Genomic DNA, 17,919 nt, shown 5'->3' on the forward strand with positions numbered 1-17,919 from the left:
TTATGGATCAGGGTCGGTTCCTGGAGTTGATCCTGGAAACTTTTGACTTGCTGGCATTTCACCAGGTAATGTAGGATCAAGTTCATATGCTACTGAACATTCTACAAAATAGCTTTCATGGTTAGGTAAAATATCCGGAAGCATTTCAAAATAGATTTTAGACATTTCATATCCTCTAAACATAACTGTCCATTCTCCAACTAGTTGTTCTTTTTCACATAAATTTTTTGATAGTAATAATTGTGGTTTAAAATATTTTTTATGAAAATCTCTAACGTCACCATTAAATGCAATTGTATCGTATAACTTTCCTTCTGGAGTGTAAAAATCAACATGTCCTTTGTCTTGTGGTCTAAGATCTTTTATAACCACGTACACATGTTCGCCTAAAAGATATTTGTCTTTGTTAATTTGTAACGGACCTAAAATTTGTGGGTTATCTGGATAAACAACACTTGCCACTTTTCCTCCTTTTTCATAATACTCTTCAACAGAAACTTGTTGCCACATTGTTTCGTTTACTTGAAAAACTATTACTCCAAGAATTACTGCAATTCCTATTCCTGTAGCAATACCTACATTTCGATTCATAAATCTCTCCAATTTTTTAATTCTATAAAACTTTCTTATCAAAAATCTTTACTGATTTTTTTATTTTTTTATAGAAATTATCTTATCCTCTCTCTAAAAATGAATTTTTTTCTTCTTTTTTAATAAAATTGGAAATTTATAATCAGATATCATTCTAATTTTAGACAATAAAATTAAGTAATACTTAATCTAATATTAGGATATTTTATGAACTAATTAGAATCTGATCTGAATATGGGTAAAAATCACCTTCAATGTAGAGAATGTAAAAAAGAGTATGAACCTACTTTCAAGTATATTTGTGATGAATGTTTTGGTCCATTAGATGTCAAGTATGATTTTCCATCTGTGAATAAAGATACCTTTAGAGATAGAGAAAAGACATACTGGCGTTATTTTGAATTATTACCAATTATAGATAAAAAAAATATTGTAAGCATAGAGGCAGGAATGACTCCATTAGTTAAGGCAGAAAAACTTGGTAAAGAATTAGGACTAAACAATCTTTACATCAAAAATGATTCAGTTAATCCAACATTTTCATTCAAAGATAGACCTGCAGGTGTTGCAATTTCTAAAGCTAAGGAATTTGGTTTAGAATCTGTTGGATGTGCATCAACTGGTAATTTAGCATCTGCAACTGCTGCACATGCAGCAAAAGCAAACATGCCATGTTATATCTTTGCACCAAGTAATATTGAAACTGCAAAAATTGCTCAAGCATTATCATATGGTGCAGAATACATCTCTGTTGACGGTACATATGATGAGGCAAACAGAATTGCAGCACAAATTGGTGATAGAAAAGGAGTTGGTGTGGTAAATATCAATATGCGTTCTTACTATGTTGAAGGATCCAAAACTTTAGCTTATGAAGTTGCAGAACAACTAGACTGGAATGTTCCAAATCATCTTATAGTTCCTACAGGAAGTGGTGCTATGTTAAATGCAATATGTAAAGGATTTGAAGAATTACAATCTGTCTCTTTACTTGATGATCTATCATCAATGCACATGCATTGTGCACAACCACAGGGATGTGCTCCAATAGTTGATGCATTTGATAAGAATGTTGATAAAGTAACTGCTGTTGAACAACCAAATACTGTTGCAAAAAGTTTAGCAATTGGTGATCCTGGTGACGGTCGTTATGTTCTAAAAAGATTAAAACAATACAATGGAGTTGCAAAACAAACAAATGATAAAGAAATTTTAGATGCAATCTTACTCTTAGCAAAAACAGAGGGAATCTTTACTGAACCTGCAGGTGGTGTTTCTGTTTCTGTTTTGAAAAAAATGGTTGAAGAAGGAAAAATTGACAAAGATGAACCTACTGTATGTTATGTAACTGGTAATGGTTTGAAAGCTACCGAATCAATTATGACTGTACTCAAAAAACCACAAGTAATGCAAGCTGATGTTGCAAAAATCTCAGCAGTGATAGGGTGAATCATATAATGACTAAAGTTACTTTTACAATTCCTTCAGTCTTGAATGCAGGTGGTGGTGAAAAGAAAACTGAACTTGAAGCCTCAACCCTTAAGGAATCATTTGAAAAAATCTCTGAAATTATGGGTGATGACTTTAAGAGAAAAGTTCTAGAAGCAGACGGTTCACCACGTTCTCTAATTAACATTTACATCAATGGAAAAAATGCTGCATTTGATAATGGTCTTGATACTCCGTTGAATGAAAATGATGAAGTATACATTTTACCTGCAGTAGCAGGCGGTTCTGATCTGTCAGAAAAAGAATTGGATAGATTCTCACGTCAAGTAATGTTAGAACAAATTGGGTATGATGGTCAATTAAAATTAAAAAATTCTAAAGTTTGTGTTGTTGGTGTTGGTGGTTTAGGAAATCCAATTACAACTAGACTTGCAACAATGGGAGTTGGTAAATTACGAATTGTTGATAGAGATGTTATAGAATTATCAAACTTACATAGACAAACAATGTTTGATGAAGATGATGTCGGTCAAGTAAAAGTAGAAGTTGCACAAAAGAAACTAAAAAAATTAAATCCTGAAGTAGAAATAGAAGCTTTACCAATTTCTATTAATGATTATAATGCATCTGATGTTATTGATGGATGTGATGTTGTAATTGATGCTCTTGATAGCGTTAATGCACGTTATGCATTAAACAAAGCATGTGTAGAAAAAAATATTCCATTTGTAACTGGTGCTGCAGTTGGTGTTACAGGACAAGTCTTTACAGTTTTACCAAAAGAAACTGCATGTTATCATTGTATGTTTCCTACATTGGATGAAGATGCAATGCCAACTTGTAGTATTCAAGGTGTACATCCTCCAATACTTTCTATTGTTGGTGGAATAGAAGTGTATGAAGCTGTTGACGTTTTAATTGGTAAGAAACCAAAGTCTTCTGAAAAATTCATATCAATTGATTTAGAAAATTTAGAATTTTCATCTGTAAGAACCTTCAAACAAGATGCATGTTCTGTTTGTGGTTCAGGTAAAAAAATTGAAACACCAAAACAGGAATTAATTTTAGAAGAATTATGTGGACGTAACATGGGAAAGAGAACATTCTCAATTACACCAACATACGAAGTCAATCTTGATGTAGCCGATGTCACTGCATTGGCTCAAGAAAAGGGATTCAAAGTTGAAAATCAGGGAGACTTAGGATTATCTATGCGAACAAATGATCTTTCTGTCAATTTTATGAAGAAAGGTTCTGCAGTAGTTGTTGGTCCTGATAATGAAGAAGAAGCAATCACTCTTTTCAAGAGCCTTCTAGGCACAAAATCTATTAGTGTATAACCAAAATTAGAAATTTTCATTCTAAACGTTTGTAATAATTACATTTTTCTGTACTTTTTTTACAATATTACATAGATTACATAGACTATGTAGTTAATTATTACAATAAATTTATTATTTTTACGAATATTTTTGAGAAAATAGATCAAAAATGTGTAATTCGTTCATTAAGGTTAAATACTTAATTTTAAAAATTATGCTAATAACATGAATAAAGAATTAGGACGAAAAATAACTAGTCTAACCTTAATGACTATTATGCTCACTTGGTCAGCAGCCATGGGCTTTTCTGGCTCATTTATGCCAGAAGCTGAGGCAGCTAACCAATACTTGTGGGTATCAGTCGAAGACGCCGGACAAGGAAACTTTTACGGCGGTCAGGTCTTAGAAATCGTAGTTACTGATCCAGCTATTAACAGACTGGATGAGGCATACGGTATGCCTGACGTTACAATTGACGGTAAGAAAGTTATCATGGCACAAGGTGTTGACGGTTCTTGGTATGCATACATTGCTGATGGCAGTTTTGCAACCTCAATCGACAGCAACTATGCAGAAGTTGAAGATGGAAAAGGCGCAGACTATGGTCGTGTTTGTAAGAACAATACTCCTCTAGAGTATGGTCCAAACAACAACGCTGTAGCAACATTGATTCCTTCAGAATCAAGAGGTGTTTTCCTTCCATTCCAATTAGGTAACGGTACATCAGCAGCAGCAAACACTGGTGAAGAATATGCAAATCATGCAGGTGTCTTCACAAATATTGGTGCTGCATCTCAAAGTAGTTACACCCAAGGAGAAGGAATTACCACAGAATGTGGTAGTTCAATCAGTACAGGCGGTGTACCATTTGAGTATTTGAACGCAACCTCAAAGGTTCACGTTTCTGGTTTACCAACCATGAGTAATGCAACAGGATCTCAAGTACAAAGTGGTTCAGCAACAGGTGTAAACGCATCTGATCAAGCTATTAACAACGTTGTCAGAGAAGCCAGAGCATTATCAAACGGAACAACTACTGATTACTATGGTAACATTGCCTTAGGCCCAAATATGTGGCCTTTCATACAACTCTACGACTTTACTAGATATCAATCATATGACTTAGTTTACGAAAGAGGCGGAGCTCCGCCTCTTTCGTAAACTAAGTCATATGATTGATATCTAGTAAAGTCGTAGAGTTGTATGAAAGGCCACATATTTGGGCCTAAGGCAATGTTACCATAGTAATCAGTAGTTGTTCCGTTTGATAATGCTCTGGCTTCTCTGACAACGTTGTTAATAGCTTGATCAGATGCGTTTACACCTGTTGCTGAACCACTTTGTACTTGAGATCCTGTTGCATTACTCATGGTTGGTAAACCAGAAACGTGAACCTTTGAGGTTGCGTTCAAATACTCAAATGGTACACCACCTGTACTGATTGAACTACCACATTCTGTGGTAATACCAGTTCCTTGGGTGTAACTACTTTGAGATGCAGCACCAATATTTGTGAAGACACCTGCATGATTTGCATATTCTTCACCAGTGTTTGCTGCTGCTGATGTACCGTTACCTAATTGGAATGGAAGGAAAACACCTCTTGATTCTGAAGGAATCAATGATGCTACAGCGTTGTTGTTTGGACCATACTCTAGAGGAGTATTGTTCTTACAAACACGACCATAGTCTGCGCCTCTTCCGTCTTCTACTTCTGCATAGTTTTTGTCGATTGTGGTTGCTTTCTTGCCATCAGCAATGTATGCATACCAAGAACCGTCAACACCTTGTGCCATGATAACTTTCTTACCGTCAATTGTAACGTCAGGCATACCGTATGCCTCATCCAGTCTGTTAATAGCTGGATCAGTAACTACGATTTCTAATACCTGACCGCCGTAGAATTTACTTCCACCGGCGTCTTCGACTGATACCCACAAGTATTGGTTAGCTGCCTCAGCTTCTGGCATGAATGTCATGCTGAAGCCCATGGCTGCTGTCCAAGTGAGCATAATAGTCATTAAGGTTAGACTAGTTATTTTTCGTCCTAATTCTTTATTCATGTTATTACAATTTTGTCAAAATTTTGGTATTTAACCTTAATGAACGAATTACACATTTTTGATCTATTTCTTCAAAAAAATAGAATATTCTAAGTTTATTGAACTAATTATTACAAAAAACTATGTAAATTATGTAGTTTATTTTTTAACTATGTAATTTACTAAAAACTACATAGTTTCTTGTGACTATCAGGTAAATCAAATGCAAGAAAATCAAAGAAAAAATGGACAATGGATAAGTCCTCAGCGGATCTTATATCCAAAAATCACTCAAACTAACCATGAAGAGCGGTTCGAATAGCAAACTACAAAATTTTTGCCGTCATAGCCAACCTTACAAGAAAATGTCATTTGTATGTAGGATTTTTTATTGCTAGAACCGCTTTTTCAAAAGTCTATCCCATTGGAGGCATTCCAGGAGGCATACCGCCGCCTGAGCCGCCTGAAATAGCAATTACATCATCGATTCTGAGAATCATTGATGCAGCCTCTGTCGCAGATTTGATAATTTGTTCTTTAACTACAACTGGTTCAACAATATTTTGAGTTAGCATATCAGCTACTCTTCCTTCTTTTGCATTAATTCCGCTCCATTTCTTCCCTTCACTTTGTCTTGCACGTAACTTAACCATAGTATCAATTGGATCCATACCTGCATTTTCTGCAATTGTTAATGGAATAATTTCTAATGCTTCTGCAAACTTGTTAATTGCTAACTGCTGTCTTCCTTCAAATCGTTCTGACCAGTCTTTCAAAAATGATGCAAGTAATGCTTCTGGTGCTCCACCACCTGCAACAATTTCTGGTTTTTCAATTACATCTTTAACAACCATTAATGAGTCATGTATTGAGCGGTCTACTTCATCAACTACACGTTGAGAACCACCGCGAATTAGTAATGTTACAGACTGTGGGTTTTTACATCCTTCAATGAAAACCCATTTATCAGATTCAACTTTCTTTTGTTGTACCAAGTTTGCACCACCTAAATCTTTTTCAGAAATATCTTCAATGTTAGAAGTAATACGTCCACCTGTTGCCTTTGCAAGTTTTGTCATGTCACTTTCTTTTACACGTCTAACAGCTAAGATTCCATGTTTTGATAAGAAATGTTGTGCCATGTCATCAATTCCTTTTTGGCAGATGACAACGTTTGCACCAATTGAATGAATTTTATCGACCATTGTTTTGATCATTCTATTTTCTTCTTCAAGAAACATTTGCATTTGTGTTGGATCATTAATTCTAATTTCTGCACTCATCTCTGTTTTTTCAACTTCCATTGCAGTGTTAAGTAAAGCAATTTTTGCTTGTTGAATTTTTGTTGGCATGCCAGAGTGTACAACTTCTTTATCCAAAACAATTCCTTTAATCAATGCAGTATCTTGAATTGAACCACCAGCCTTTTTCTCAACTTTAAGATTATCAAGATCAATAGATGCTTTGTTATCTCTTGTTTCAGTTATGCTCATGATTGAATCAACAACAATTTTTGATAGAGGTTCACTATCTTCAGAAATTAATTTTGATTCCATACTTGTACTTGCAATTTTTAATAATGTCTCTCTATCATCTGCGGTAACTTTTTTAGAAATTTCTGCTAAAACTTCTAATGCTTTTTCAGATGCAGCTTGAAATCCTTCAATGATAACTGAAGAGTGCACATCTTTTTTTAGTAATTCTTCTGCTTTTGCCAATAATGTTCCAGCAAAAATAACAGATGATGTTGTTCCATCACCAACTTCAGTATCAATAGTTTTTGAAATTTCAATCATCATTTTAGCAGCTGGATGTTGTGCATCAATTTCTTTTAGAATTGTTGCACCATCATTTGTAATTGTAACGTCACCTAGAGAATCAACAAGCATTTTGTCAAGTCCACGAGGACCTAAACTTGATTTAACAATATCTGCAACCATTTTTGCAGCCATGATATTGTTTTTCTGAGCGTCTTTACCTTTTTCCTGTAAAGCGCTTTCTTTTAGGACTAAAACAGGTCCATTTGGTGTTTGTTGTATTGAGGCCACGGATATTTTTCCTTGAATTCCCTTTTTATAGTTTAGTTTGGATCGTGGGGATGAATTGTCTGGATTTTACATCTACTATGCCACTGTACAGAATTCGGATATCTGGTAATGCCAAGAAAGGTAGGAATAATGGCATTAGGTGAGGTTTCTTGAATTTACAACCAGAATCAACTAAAACATCATTAATTTTTGTAAAGTTTTTTGTCACCTTATCAATCGGATCAGTTGAGAGTATTCCTCCTAATTGAAATGGCAGAGATGCTAATGTTTTTCCATCTTTTACAACGATTAAACCTCCTTGTGATTTAGTAAGCTTGTTACATGCATCAGCCATGTCACTTTCATTTGAACCAATAACTATCATATCATTTTCATGAAAACTCCATGTAGATGCAAATGCACCAATATCAGCACCAAAATTTTCTAAAAATCCAACAGTCTTAGTTTTGCTTCCAAATGTTCTATCCAATGCAGCAACCTTCCAAATATCTTTGTCATATGAAGCAGTAACATTCGAGTTTGTAACATCCAAGTCGGCTGAACTTTTTTTTGTAACAATTTCAGTTCTCATTAAAATTATATTCACAGTTTCAACATTGTTTTTCGAAGTAACATTGAAACTTTTTGGTTGTAGTTTTGGAATCTTGACTGTTTTTTTCATCCAAGTTGGTACTTTAGGTGTATGAATTTTTGCAACAATTTTTCCATTAGAAACAACAATTTTTCCACCTAGAATTACTTTGTTAATTTTTATTTTTTTGTAATCATCTAAAATTAAAATGTCTGCAACTTTTCCAGGACCGATTCCACCAAAATCACTTCCCATTTTATAATAATCAAAACAGTTTCTTGATGCTATAGAAATAGCATCAATTGGATTCATTCCAAGTTTTATAGATTCTCTAACACAATGATCAATATGACCTATGTTAGATATATCAAAAGGATCTACACCGTCAGAACAAAACATCAATCTATTGTTGTATATTTTTTTAGATAATACAAGTGGAACAATTTCTTTCAAGTCTCTACGAATTGAACCTTCTCTAATCATTACCCACATTCCAAGACGTAGTCGTTCTAACACTTGATCATAGTTTATTGGTTCATGACACGAAAAAATTCCTGATGCAATGTACGAATTTAATTTTTTCCCACTTGCACCAGCGGTATGACCATTAATTATGCAATTATTTTCATGCATTTGTTTTAATGACTTGATTGTTTTAGGATCTCGCTTTGTAACTTTTGTCCAAGAAAACACTTCTCCTAATCCAACAACAGACCGCAAATCAATTGCTTGTTTTTCTTCTTTAATACTGAGAGTTTTTCCATGACTGAATTTTCTGTCAACAGGTAAGCCACCAGGAATAGTATGAAAAAATCTCATTGGTAGATTTTCTGTTTGTCGTAAAAATTCCTTAAAACCACGATATCCACAGACGCTCACAATGTCAATAGAATCTGGGAAAAGTGAAGTTACGCCATGTAGTAATGATTTTTTTACAAATTCTGCAGGAGTTACAAAATGATCAATGTGTATGTGAGGATCTACAAAACTTGGACAAACATGTTTATTTTTTACATCTAGAACTTTGGTCTTTGGACCAAGTGTGTGAGATGCATCTTCACCAACAAATGCAATTCTATCGTTTTTGATAGATATCTGAATTTTTTCCTGAATTTCATTTGTATAGACATTGATTAGTGAGCAATTTTGCAAAATTAGATCTGCATAATCATCACCCACAGACACAGAATTAATTTCAGATAATGTTGAAGAAAGTTTTGTGTGCATATCTCAATGCTAGCCTCAGATATTATTATACGTTGAAGCGATGTTTAAATTACGGTCACCGAGGCACAATACTATGAATTTACCAAAAGAGACTAGATCCTATTGTCCAAAATGTAAAAGTCATCAAACAATGAAGGTCTCTATTTACAAAGCTGGAAAAAGAAGAGGTTCAGCAGCAGGTGAAAGAAGACATGCTTTAAGAAAGAAAGGTTATGGCGGACAGAAATTCCCAAAACTTGCAAAACCTGCAAAAACTACTAAAAAAGTTACACTAATTGAAACATGTACAACATGTAAAAAGAAAATGATGAATAAAGGAATTAGAATTAGAAAGTTCGAGTTGATAGCAGCATGAAGAAAGATCACGTTTTGGTTCCAGAACCAAGTAGTAAATTTAACAAAGTAAAATGTCATGAATGTGAATCAGAACAAATTGTTTATTCACATAGTTCTACGCAAGTAATTTGTAATTCATGTGGAAATGTCTTATCAAAAGCAACAGGCTCAATTGCTCAGATAAATGGTAAAGTTTTAGAGGCTGCCGAGTAATTCAAAATCAGTTTTTGTATTTATATTCAAACATACACGTTTATCATTAATTATTAGATAATCTTCTTCTACAGAATCAAAATTTTTAATTTGAGTTGCATTTACAACAGAAATACCAGTGTGCACATGTTCTTCTTCATTTAGTGAGATAAGACATTCGGGTTCCAGATTTAGAGATGATTGAAATGATTTTGTGGTAACAACACTAGTCCATATTTTCTTTGGATTTGAAGCAGAAACTATCTGTTTCACTATATTTTCATCTAAAAGAGGCAAATCACCAGATGTGACAAATACATAATCATCTAATTTTTTCAAGATAGAATTGAGATCTGTTACAAAGTTATCTCCCAAAGTTTCAATAATTTTTACATCATTCTCTATGAGAATTTTTTGTGTTTGAGGAGAATTTGGACTAGTAACAGCAATAATTTTTTCAAAACAATTTGAATTTTTCAATGCATCAACAACATGTAAAACAAGTGGTTTTTTGTATTCTAGTAATAATTTTTCTTTATCGCTTTGCATTCTGGTTCCTTTTCCACCAGCCATGACAAGACCAATCATAATGAAACAAAAATTAGTAATGATGATAGTCTTGTTAATTCATTACTTGCACCCATCACATCACCAGTAATTCCACCAAAACTTTTCGTAGATAATCCAACTAGAAACATTGTAAGAACAATTCCTGATGCAAAAACTATGAAGCCATTCATTTCGCCAAGTATGATGAAAGGGATAATCGTGATAATACCGGCTACCAATAACCGTTTTTTGTCTTTCATAGAATCCATGAATGGAGAGTTTGAACCTATTGATGCAGAATTTCCCAATCCGGCCATCAAAACCATTGAAAATTTTGCCATTATTTCACTAAGTAATATGATTTTGAATAGCTCCATTCCGCTACTAAGTGATAATGCAATGATTACGCCTATCGCATACAACACTATTGAGAATATTCCAGCAGATCCTACCGAAAGGTCCTTCATTGCTTTGCGTTTTTTTTCTTTTGTTCCTTTAGTCATTAAACCGTCTGCAAAATCAGCAAGACCATCAGTATGATGGATTCCAGTAATTACTGCAAGGGATGCAACAACAACCAAAGATACGACAAGTGGTTCTAAGTATAATGATAATCCATAACCTAAACTTCCAATGACAAGTCCAATTACAATTCCAACAATTGGAAAAAGATACATGTTTTTTGCAATTGAATTAAGATCAGAATTAGACGTTGGTATGATTGTCAAAAATGAAAAAACAGAACCGATTTGTTTAAGCAAATAAAATCAACTCCACAAATGAAATTAACAGGATAATAGGAATAGATACAATTCCAAAGAAGAGCAGTGATGTAACCTTCATTAAAGAAATTGCATCCTTGACTTTTTTTGAAGTGATTTCATATTCACCAGTTCCCAATGAATAGTGTTCAAGTTTTTCAAATTTTGTACCTAGCGCACCTGCAAAAGCAGCCATAGGGTATCCCGCATTAGGACTATCAGTTTTTTTGCCATCACGTTTGAAAATTTCATAACAATTTTTCCAATCATGACCCAATAACATAGAGCCAAGTACAATTGTTAAACCAGTTAATCTTGAAGGTATGTAGTTTAAGACATTATCACAGTTTGCACCAAACCAACCTAGATTCTTAAACATTTGAGTTTTGTAACCAACCATAGAATCGACGGTATTTACAATTCTGTATACAAATGCTCCAGGTAGACCAAATATTGCAAAGTAAAACATCGGACCAGTTATTCCATCAACAATATTTTCACTTAGACTCTCTAATGTTCCTGATAGTATGTGATTTTTATCTAAATTTTTTGTATTTCTCTTCACAATCATTGAAAGATTTGTTCTTGCTTGAGTTAGATCATTTTTTTGAATGGAATCTAATACAGCTAAAGCATGTCTTTCCATTCCTTTTATTGCGATGGTCATTTTGAATAACACTATTCCAGTGATGATAGAAATCAAAATAGACAAAGATTCAACACTAATTAGATCAATACTATAGTCCAAACCCGATAGAACAACAATAGATATGCAGACAGGGATTAAAACAATAAAAATTCCCCCAAGTTTTTCTAGATTATGATTTTCATTTTTCATTCGAGTTGTAATATTTCCTATCAAAATACCAATCCAAGCAGTAGGGTGAAAACGATTTTTTGGATCACCAAAAAGAAGGTCTAGTAAAATTGCAAATCCAATTACAAGAATAGATTCGAGAATCATTTCAAAAGTTTCTCCACTTGACGGATATTAAGACTTGACTTTACAACTTTGGAAATTTTATTAATTTCAGAGTCTAATTTTTTCAAATTTGAAGAATTCCAGTTCAATTTTTTGGGCGAATTTCCAATAGAATCTTCATCAGGTATTGTAAAATCAGTCATAGGTATTGTACCTAAAACAGGTAATCCCGTTTTTTGTTTTAATTTTCTATATCCAGGTTTTAAAATTTCAATGTCACCTCGAAATTTGTTTATGATAAATCCTTCAACTAGTTTTTGATATTTTTTTTCGATTAATTCCATTGTTCCTACGATACTTGCAAATGCTCCACCTCTTTCAATGTCAGTAACTAACAATACAGGTGATTTTGTTTTTTGAGCAATTTTCATATTAGTAATATCAAATTTCTGCAAATTAATTTCAGCAGGGGAACCTGCGCCTTCAAGGAAAACAATTTCATGTGATTCTGAAAGTTTGTTAAAAGAATTCATTGAGGTTTTTAGGCCTGTCTTAAGAGCAAAATTTTCGTAATAATCACTAGCATGCATTTTTTTAAAGAATTTTCCATTCACAAATATGGAACTACGATAATTTCCTAACGGTTTTAGCAATATTGGGTTTTGATCAGGAGTAATATCGGTACGTGCAGCAACTGCCTGTATTGCCTGTGCTCTAGAAATTTCAAAATTTTTCTCAATATATGAGAAATTAGACATGTTTTGTGACTTGAATGGGGATACAGTATATCCTAAATCTGAAAAAATTCTACAAAGAGCAGTAACAAGAATTGTTTTACCAGCACCAGAAGATGTGCCCTGTATCATTAATGATTTGGCCATTTTATTTCTCCAAGTGCTTCTAGTAGTAATTTATTTTGAATTCTATTTTTTACGGCGATTCGAATATAATTTTCATCAAGACCACAAAATGTACTACAATCTCTAACAAGAATATTTTTCTTAAGTAATTTTTTTTGGAGTTTTTTTGAATTAATTTTTGTTTTAATTAAAATGAAATTTGTAGAAGAAGGATAATATGATAACCAATCAATTTTTGATAAAGCGTTGATTAAAAATGAATATTCTTTTTTGATGTTTTGTTGAGATTTTTCTAGAAAATCAGAGTAACATAATGCAGCACTTGCTGCCATTTGTGCAATATAATTAACATTCCAAGGAATTTTTACTCTTTGTAAAACTTCAATTATTTTTTTACTTCCAAGTCCATACCCAATTCTTAATCCAGCTAATCCAAAAGATTTTGTAAAAGAACGTAAAATGAATAAATTTTCATATGATTTCAGAGTCTTTACTAATGATGGATTAGAATCTGGGACAAGTTCAATGAATGTTTCATCAACAAATACTAGACTAGATTTTTTTTCAGCAGTTTTTACAATTTTTTCCATATTTTTCTTTGATAAAATTTCACCAGTAGGATTATTTGGGTTGCAGATGAAAACAACTCCTTTTGTAGGTATTTTTGTTAAAAACTTTGAAAAATCTACATTGAGATTTAGTGTTTTGAATGAAATTACCTTACCACCAGAAAATTCTACTGCTTTTTCATATTCAGAAAATGTTGGACATGGAATCAAAACTTTAGTTTTTTTATTAACAAATGCACTACAAAAATTATAAATTAATTCAGTCGCTCCATTTCCAATAAGAATTTGTGATGTATTTAATCCGGTAAACCATTTTAGATTTGAACGTAAACGTGTTGATTCAGAATCAGGATAAACATGGATTTGATTTAGTTGTTTTTTTAGGTATTTTTTTACACCGGGATGACAACCTAATGGATTAACATTAGAACTAAAATCAATAATTTTTTCATCTGGATTTTTAATCGAAAATATACCTCCATGAGCGGCAGGTACATGTTTGACCGTATTAGGATTCGGGGTTATTTTCAACATTTGAAATAAAGTAATTCAGTATAGTATTCTTTTGGTTTTGTCTAAAGGAATATTAACTGAAAATTACCAAATTTGATCGATGAAAAAGAGAGTTGCCATAATAGGTGTGACAGGTTCTGTAGGTCAAGAATTTGTACAATCACTTGATAACCATCCATGGTTCGAAGTAACCCAAATTGCCGCATCAGAACGTTCAGCAGGAAAAATGTATCTTGATGCAATCAGAGATGCCAGCGGTATTATTGCATGGGATGTTGGCGGACAAATTCCAGAGTATATCAAAAATATGAAAGTTCTAAAGGTAGAAGAAATTAACGTGCAAGAATTAGATTTGATTTTCTCAGCAGTTGAATCTGAAGCTGCAAGAGATATAGAAACAAAATTTGCAAAAGATTTACCAGTAATTTCTACATCTTCAGCTTATAGATATGAAGAAGATGTACCAATTTTAATTCCAGGAATCAATGATGAACAAGCAGAATTATTAGAAGTTCAAAAGAAAAATAGAGATTGGAAAGGATGGGTTGCACCACTACCAAACTGCACAACCACAGGTTTAGTAATTACATTAAAACCATTAGTTGAGAAATATGGTGCTAAGAAAGTTATGATGACTTCAATGCAAGCAATTTCAGGTGGTGGAAAGTCAGGAGTTTCAGCAATGGGCATTACTGACAATATTTTACCATATATTCCTAAAGAAGAAGGTAAAGTAAGAATTGAAACAAAAAAAATTCTTGGAAAACTAAAAGATGGTAAAATTGAAGATGCAGACATTAAAGTTAGTTGTACATGTACAAGAGTTCCGGTAATTGATGGTCATACAGAATCAGTATTTGTTGAGACTGAAAAAGAAATTGATCCTAGTCTAGCTAAAGATACATTCAACGATTACAATAAAGATATTTCAGTAACAGGATTACCTTCTGCACCAGAAAAATACTATGCATTCCACGATGATCCAACAAGACCACAACCTAGAATGGAAAGAGAAGTAGGAGATGGTATGACAACTTCAATTGGGAGAGTTGAAAAAGAAGAACTTTTTGATAATGGATTAAAGTACATGCTATTCTCACATAATAAAAAAATGGGTTCTGCAAAAGGTGCAGTCTTATTAGCAGAAATGCTACACAAGAAAGAGAAGATTTAGTTAAAAATTTTATAAATTTTCCATTAATATCTTTATTAAAGGTAGTAATTTCTATAGAGCCGGTGAATTAAATGGCGAAAATAGATGAACTTGATTTAAAAATTTTATCAGAATTGAGTAATGATGCATCAATATCAGTTCCAAAATTATCTGAAAAAATTAACATCAATTCATCAGTAGTGTATAGTAGAATTAAACGACTTTTGAAACAAAAATTAATTCAGAGATATACAATAGATGTTAATGACAAAGAATTAGGTTATTCAGTCAAATCAGTTACCGGAATTAATATGGATTCTAAAAGACGAGATGCCATAATTGATAATTTATTCGAGATTGATGGGGTAAGAGAAATTTCAGAGGTAACTGGAAGATTTGATATTATGGTTACAATGTACGCAAAATCATTAAACGATATGCATAAAGTGGTTTCAGAGAAAATTGGCAAAATAGAGGGAATTTTGGGTTCTGAGAGCTTCATAGAGATGAAAAGAAGGACAAAACCAATGCCTTACATGCCAGAGTAAACGAGTGATATTTATTTTTCTGAGAATGTGAGTGATTAGATGCAAGAAACTACTACCAAAATCAAAATAAAAACATACTATGAACTAACCAAACCAAAAATTTGGTATTTGTTAGTTTTTACCGCATTTGGTACCGCTATCACAGCATCAAATATCTACAATATTGAGATCTCAATTGCAACTTGGGCCTTGATGCTTTTTGGAGTAGCAGCAGGTTCTGCATCAGCAAACACCTTGACAAATTATCATGATAGAGATATTGACGAAGTGATGGAAAGAACAAAAGGAAGACCAATTCCAAGTAAAAGAATTTTTCCAGCTGAAAAAGCAAGAGACTTTGGATTAGTTTTGGCAGGAATTTCAATTGCGTGTGCATTTGGAATTGCATTTACTACTTCATTTTGGAATGGAATGTGGTGTGGCATATTCATGGTATTTGGTTTAGCAGATAATATTTTGATTTACAGTCATGCATTGAAAAGAAAAAGTCAGCTTAACATCATACTAGGAGGTTTTTCGGGAGGTGCACCTGCAATGATTGGTTATGCTGCAGTAACACTAACTGGATTATGGGACTTTGGATTAATTATGGCAGGACTAGTATTCATTTGGATTCCAATGCATATTTGGGCATTAACATTACACTTTAGAGATGATTATCAAAAAGTAAAAGTTCCAATGTTGACTGCAGTATTATCTGAAAAAACATCTGCAAGAGTGATTGCTGCAACTACAGTAATGATGGTAGTATTCAGTATTGTTCCATTCTTTTTGACAACAGATACTGGTGAACCGGTAATGAGTGAAGTCTACCTATACACAGCAATAGCATCAGGTGTTTTGATGGTAGCACTTAGCGCATGGGTTGTATCAAAACCAACTGAAAAAGCATCATGGGTTTTGTTCAAATTTTCAAGTCCATATCTTGCAGTATTGTTCATTGCATTAATGGTTGATTCTGCACTGTAAGGATTACCGAATCACTTTTTTAGCCCACATCTATGAAAAAACTATGACTTTTGAGCTAGCCTGCAGAGATTATGGGTATGATTGTGATTTTGTTGCAAGAGGCGAGGATAGTGAATATGTCATGAGAGAATTTGGAAAACATGTAGATGAAGAGCATGGTTTGTGGTATTCAGATGAATCACTAAAACAAATTTTCCAAAATAAATATAATAAAAAATAAGATTATTCAGGTTTGAGAATTATCTTTCCAACTAGTCCTTTTCCATTAAGCATTTTATTGTGAGCATCAACAGCATTCTCAAATGTGAAAATAGAGTCAATTATGACCTTGATTTTTCCTTGACCCATCCAATAAAATCCCTCTTCTAATTCAGCACGAGTTCCTTGCGTTGAACCTAAAATGTTGATTCCTTTGAAAAATATTTGTCGTAAATCAGCAGGAACATCATAACCAGTCGTAGCACCAGTCGTTACCATCGTTGCGCCATATTTCAAAAGTGTCAATTCTTTGTTAAAATGTGAGCCACCGATATGCTCGAAAATTACATCAATTCCAGGTGCTTCACCTTTTTCCTTTGCGAGTTCTTTTGATATTTTGAAAACTTCTTTGTGCCAGTCTTCTTTTCTATGATCTACTGCATAATCAGCACCAAGTTCCTTTAATTGGTCTAGTTTTTCTGGACTTGCAGTTGCAATTACAGTGCAACCATACAATTTTGCAATTTGAATACCAAAAATACCAACACCAGAACTACCTCCCATTACAAGAACAATTTGTCCTGGTTTGATCTTAGCTCTTCCAACCAACATATGCCATGACGTCAAAAGCGTCATGGAAGTAGCAGCTGCTTCTTCATAAGAAATTGAATCTGGAATTTTTAAGACATTGATTTCAGGTAGATGTGCAATTTCACAGTATCCACCCCAAAGAGGTCCTGTTTGAAATCCCCAAATTATTCTTTTTTTACAATCAAATTCTCTTCCAGAAGTACATCTGGAACAAACACGACAAGACATGTTTCCATGTGAAACAACTCTATCTCCAACTTTGATACTTTTTACATCTTCACCAACTGCAATTACTTCACCAGCTGCATCAGTGCCAGAGATATGTGGTAAAGGAACTGCAAGAGGTTTGCCTCGCATTCCCCATATGTCATCATAGTTTAATGCAGCAGCTTTCACACGAAATAATACTTCATTTGATTTTGGAACAGGGTCAGGAACTTCTTTTAGTTGTAAGATTGATTCAAAATCATTATTTTCTGCATATTTTTCATAAACTAAAGCTTTCATT

General features: G+C 33.4%; 19 protein-coding genes. 9 read left to right on the forward strand and 10 right to left on the reverse strand.

The window, feature by feature from the left end:
- Nucleotides 1-591 carry a hypothetical protein gene (locus T478_RS06365; protein WP_048106164.1) on the reverse strand — a complete coding sequence of 197 codons (591 nt, stop codon included), beginning with the start codon at nucleotides 589-591 and terminating at the stop codon, nucleotides 1-3.
- 234 nt (nucleotides 592-825) lie between these two features.
- Here T478_RS06365 and T478_RS06370 point away from each other — a divergent pair, with 234 nt between their 5' ends.
- The 3 genes from T478_RS06370 to T478_RS06380 all read left to right on the forward strand — a co-directional run bounded on the left by T478_RS06370 (nucleotide 826) and on the right by T478_RS06380 (nucleotide 4,523).
- On the forward strand, nucleotides 826-2,040 hold the full coding sequence (locus T478_RS06370; protein WP_048106166.1) for a threonine synthase: 1,215 nt from the start codon (nucleotides 826-828) through the stop codon (nucleotides 2,038-2,040).
- A gap of 8 nt (nucleotides 2,041-2,048) precedes the next feature.
- A complete protein-coding gene (locus tag T478_RS06375) occupies nucleotides 2,049-3,380 on the forward strand; it encodes a ThiF family adenylyltransferase (protein WP_048106168.1) in 1,332 nt (443 codons plus the stop codon).
- A gap of 207 nt (nucleotides 3,381-3,587) precedes the next feature.
- Entirely contained in the window at nucleotides 3,588-4,523 is a 936-nt protein-coding gene (locus T478_RS06380) for a hypothetical protein (protein ID WP_048106170.1), read from the forward strand.
- Here T478_RS06380 and T478_RS06385 read toward each other — a convergent pair.
- The 3 genes from T478_RS06385 to T478_RS06395 all read right to left on the reverse strand — a co-directional run bounded on the left by T478_RS06385 (nucleotide 4,490) and on the right by T478_RS06395 (nucleotide 9,250).
- A complete protein-coding gene (locus tag T478_RS06385; RefSeq protein WP_048106172.1) occupies nucleotides 4,490-5,425 on the reverse strand; it encodes a hypothetical protein in 936 nt (311 codons plus the stop codon). The genes T478_RS06380 and T478_RS06385 overlap by 34 nt on opposite strands.
- A 395-nt stretch (nucleotides 5,426-5,820) precedes the next feature.
- Nucleotides 5,821-7,452 (reverse strand): thermosome subunit beta, encoded by a 1,632-nt coding sequence (gene thsB / locus T478_RS06390; RefSeq protein ID WP_048106177.1) that lies wholly within the window; start codon nucleotides 7,450-7,452, stop codon nucleotides 5,821-5,823.
- Nucleotides 7,453-7,477: 25 nt separating this feature from the next.
- Nucleotides 7,478-9,250, reverse strand: coding sequence for an adenine deaminase (locus tag T478_RS06395; RefSeq protein WP_238573575.1), 1,773 nt, complete (start codon nucleotides 9,248-9,250; stop codon nucleotides 7,478-7,480).
- 73 nt (nucleotides 9,251-9,323) lie between these two features.
- On the opposite strand from T478_RS06395, the gene T478_RS06400 reads away from it, so the two are divergent.
- Nucleotides 9,324-9,605 (forward strand): 50S ribosomal protein L44e, encoded by a 282-nt coding sequence (locus T478_RS06400; RefSeq protein ID WP_048106181.1) that lies wholly within the window; start codon nucleotides 9,324-9,326, stop codon nucleotides 9,603-9,605.
- Nucleotides 9,602-9,799, forward strand: a complete 198-nt coding sequence (locus tag T478_RS06405; RefSeq protein WP_048106193.1) for a 30S ribosomal protein S27e — start codon at nucleotides 9,602-9,604, stop codon at nucleotides 9,797-9,799. The genes T478_RS06400 and T478_RS06405 overlap by 4 nt, the downstream gene beginning before the upstream one ends.
- Here T478_RS06405 and T478_RS06410 read toward each other — a convergent pair.
- Genes T478_RS06410 through hisC form a run of 5 tightly spaced genes read right to left on the reverse strand, consistent with a single transcriptional unit; the run spans nucleotide 9,782 to nucleotide 13,973 of the window.
- Nucleotides 9,782-10,366: an NTP transferase domain-containing protein gene (locus T478_RS06410; protein ID WP_048106195.1), complete on the reverse strand. Its 585-nt coding sequence runs from the start codon at nucleotides 10,364-10,366 to the stop codon at nucleotides 9,782-9,784. The genes T478_RS06405 and T478_RS06410 overlap by 18 nt on opposite strands.
- Nucleotides 10,363-11,088, reverse strand: coding sequence for an adenosylcobinamide-GDP ribazoletransferase (gene cobS / locus T478_RS06415; RefSeq protein ID WP_048106196.1), 726 nt, complete (start codon nucleotides 11,086-11,088; stop codon nucleotides 10,363-10,365). Before cobS ends, T478_RS06410 begins: the two co-directional genes overlap by 4 nt.
- Entirely contained in the window at nucleotides 11,081-12,052 is a 972-nt protein-coding gene (locus T478_RS06420; protein WP_048106197.1) for a cobalamin biosynthesis protein, read from the reverse strand. Before T478_RS06420 ends, cobS begins: the two co-directional genes overlap by 8 nt.
- Complete coding sequence (locus tag T478_RS06425; protein WP_238573576.1) at nucleotides 12,049-12,891, reverse strand: cobyric acid synthase; 843 nt, start codon at nucleotides 12,889-12,891, stop codon at nucleotides 12,049-12,051. The genes T478_RS06420 and T478_RS06425 overlap by 4 nt, the downstream gene beginning before the upstream one ends.
- The gene (gene hisC / locus T478_RS06430) at nucleotides 12,876-13,973 is read right to left on the reverse strand and encodes a histidinol-phosphate transaminase (protein WP_107734671.1); all 1,098 of its coding nucleotides are present in this window, start codon (nucleotides 13,971-13,973) and stop codon (nucleotides 12,876-12,878) included. The genes T478_RS06425 and hisC overlap by 16 nt, the downstream gene beginning before the upstream one ends.
- Nucleotides 13,974-14,052: 79 nt before the next feature.
- On the opposite strand from hisC, the gene asd reads away from it, so the two are divergent.
- The 4 genes from asd (at nucleotide 14,053) to T478_RS07515 (ending at nucleotide 16,842) form a co-directional block, all read left to right on the forward strand.
- On the forward strand, nucleotides 14,053-15,126 hold the full coding sequence (gene asd, locus T478_RS06435; protein WP_048106199.1) for an aspartate-semialdehyde dehydrogenase: 1,074 nt from the start codon (nucleotides 14,053-14,055) through the stop codon (nucleotides 15,124-15,126).
- 71 nt (nucleotides 15,127-15,197) lie between these two features.
- Complete coding sequence (locus T478_RS06440; protein WP_048106202.1) at nucleotides 15,198-15,653, forward strand: Lrp/AsnC family transcriptional regulator; 456 nt, start codon at nucleotides 15,198-15,200, stop codon at nucleotides 15,651-15,653.
- Between the two features lie 39 nt (nucleotides 15,654-15,692).
- Entirely contained in the window at nucleotides 15,693-16,622 is a 930-nt protein-coding gene (gene cyoE / locus T478_RS06445) for a heme o synthase (RefSeq protein ID WP_048106205.1), read from the forward strand.
- Between the two features lie 43 nt (nucleotides 16,623-16,665).
- Nucleotides 16,666-16,842, forward strand: coding sequence for a DUF1059 domain-containing protein (locus T478_RS07515; protein WP_082008745.1), 177 nt, complete (start codon nucleotides 16,666-16,668; stop codon nucleotides 16,840-16,842).
- Between the two features lie 2 nt (nucleotides 16,843-16,844).
- Here the strand turns inward: T478_RS07515 and T478_RS06450 are convergent, their stop codons facing one another.
- Nucleotides 16,845-17,918 (reverse strand): zinc-binding dehydrogenase, encoded by a 1,074-nt coding sequence (locus T478_RS06450; protein ID WP_048106207.1) that lies wholly within the window; start codon nucleotides 17,916-17,918, stop codon nucleotides 16,845-16,847.
- Between the last annotated feature and the right edge of the window lies 1 nt (nucleotide 17,919).

The sequence above is a fragment of the Candidatus Nitrosopelagicus brevis genome (assembly GCF_000812185.1).
In the GTDB taxonomy this organism is placed as follows: Archaea; Thermoproteota; Nitrososphaeria; order Nitrososphaerales; family Nitrosopumilaceae; genus Nitrosopelagicus; species Nitrosopelagicus brevis.

Excerpts from the sequence above, each read along its gene's own strand:
- T478_RS06365 (WP_048106164.1), bottom strand. The coding sequence starts at position 591 with ATGAATCGAAATGTAGGTATTGCTACAGGAATAGGAATTGCAGTAATT.
- T478_RS06370 (WP_048106166.1), top strand. The coding sequence starts at position 826 with ATGGGTAAAAATCACCTTCAATGTAGAGAATGTAAAAAAGAGTATGAA.
- T478_RS06375 (WP_048106168.1), top strand. The coding sequence starts at position 2,049 with ATGACTAAAGTTACTTTTACAATTCCTTCAGTCTTGAATGCAGGTGGT.
- T478_RS06380 (WP_048106170.1), top strand. The coding sequence starts at position 3,588 with ATGAATAAAGAATTAGGACGAAAAATAACTAGTCTAACCTTAATGACT.
- T478_RS06385 (WP_048106172.1), bottom strand. The coding sequence starts at position 5,425 with ATGAATAAAGAATTAGGACGAAAAATAACTAGTCTAACCTTAATGACT.
- T478_RS06395 (WP_238573575.1), bottom strand. The coding sequence starts at position 9,250 with ATGCACACAAAACTTTCTTCAACATTATCTGAAATTAATTCTGTGTCT.
- T478_RS06400 (WP_048106181.1), top strand. The coding sequence starts at position 9,324 with ATGAATTTACCAAAAGAGACTAGATCCTATTGTCCAAAATGTAAAAGT.
- T478_RS06405 (WP_048106193.1), top strand. The coding sequence starts at position 9,602 with ATGAAGAAAGATCACGTTTTGGTTCCAGAACCAAGTAGTAAATTTAAC.
- T478_RS06410 (WP_048106195.1), bottom strand. The coding sequence starts at position 10,366 with ATGATTGGTCTTGTCATGGCTGGTGGAAAAGGAACCAGAATGCAAAGC.
- T478_RS06420 (WP_048106197.1), bottom strand. The coding sequence starts at position 12,052 with ATGATTCTCGAATCTATTCTTGTAATTGGATTTGCAATTTTACTAGAC.
- T478_RS06425 (WP_238573576.1), bottom strand. The coding sequence starts at position 12,891 with ATGGCCAAATCATTAATGATACAGGGCACATCTTCTGGTGCTGGTAAA.
- hisC (WP_107734671.1), bottom strand. The coding sequence starts at position 13,973 with ATGTTGAAAATAACCCCGAATCCTAATACGGTCAAACATGTACCTGCC.
- asd (WP_048106199.1), top strand. The coding sequence starts at position 14,053 with ATGAAAAAGAGAGTTGCCATAATAGGTGTGACAGGTTCTGTAGGTCAA.
- T478_RS06440 (WP_048106202.1), top strand. The coding sequence starts at position 15,198 with ATGGCGAAAATAGATGAACTTGATTTAAAAATTTTATCAGAATTGAGT.
- cyoE (WP_048106205.1), top strand. The coding sequence starts at position 15,693 with ATGCAAGAAACTACTACCAAAATCAAAATAAAAACATACTATGAACTA.
- T478_RS07515 (WP_082008745.1), top strand. The coding sequence starts at position 16,666 with ATGACTTTTGAGCTAGCCTGCAGAGATTATGGGTATGATTGTGATTTT.
- T478_RS06450 (WP_048106207.1), bottom strand. The coding sequence starts at position 17,918 with ATGAAAGCTTTAGTTTATGAAAAATATGCAGAAAATAATGATTTTGAA.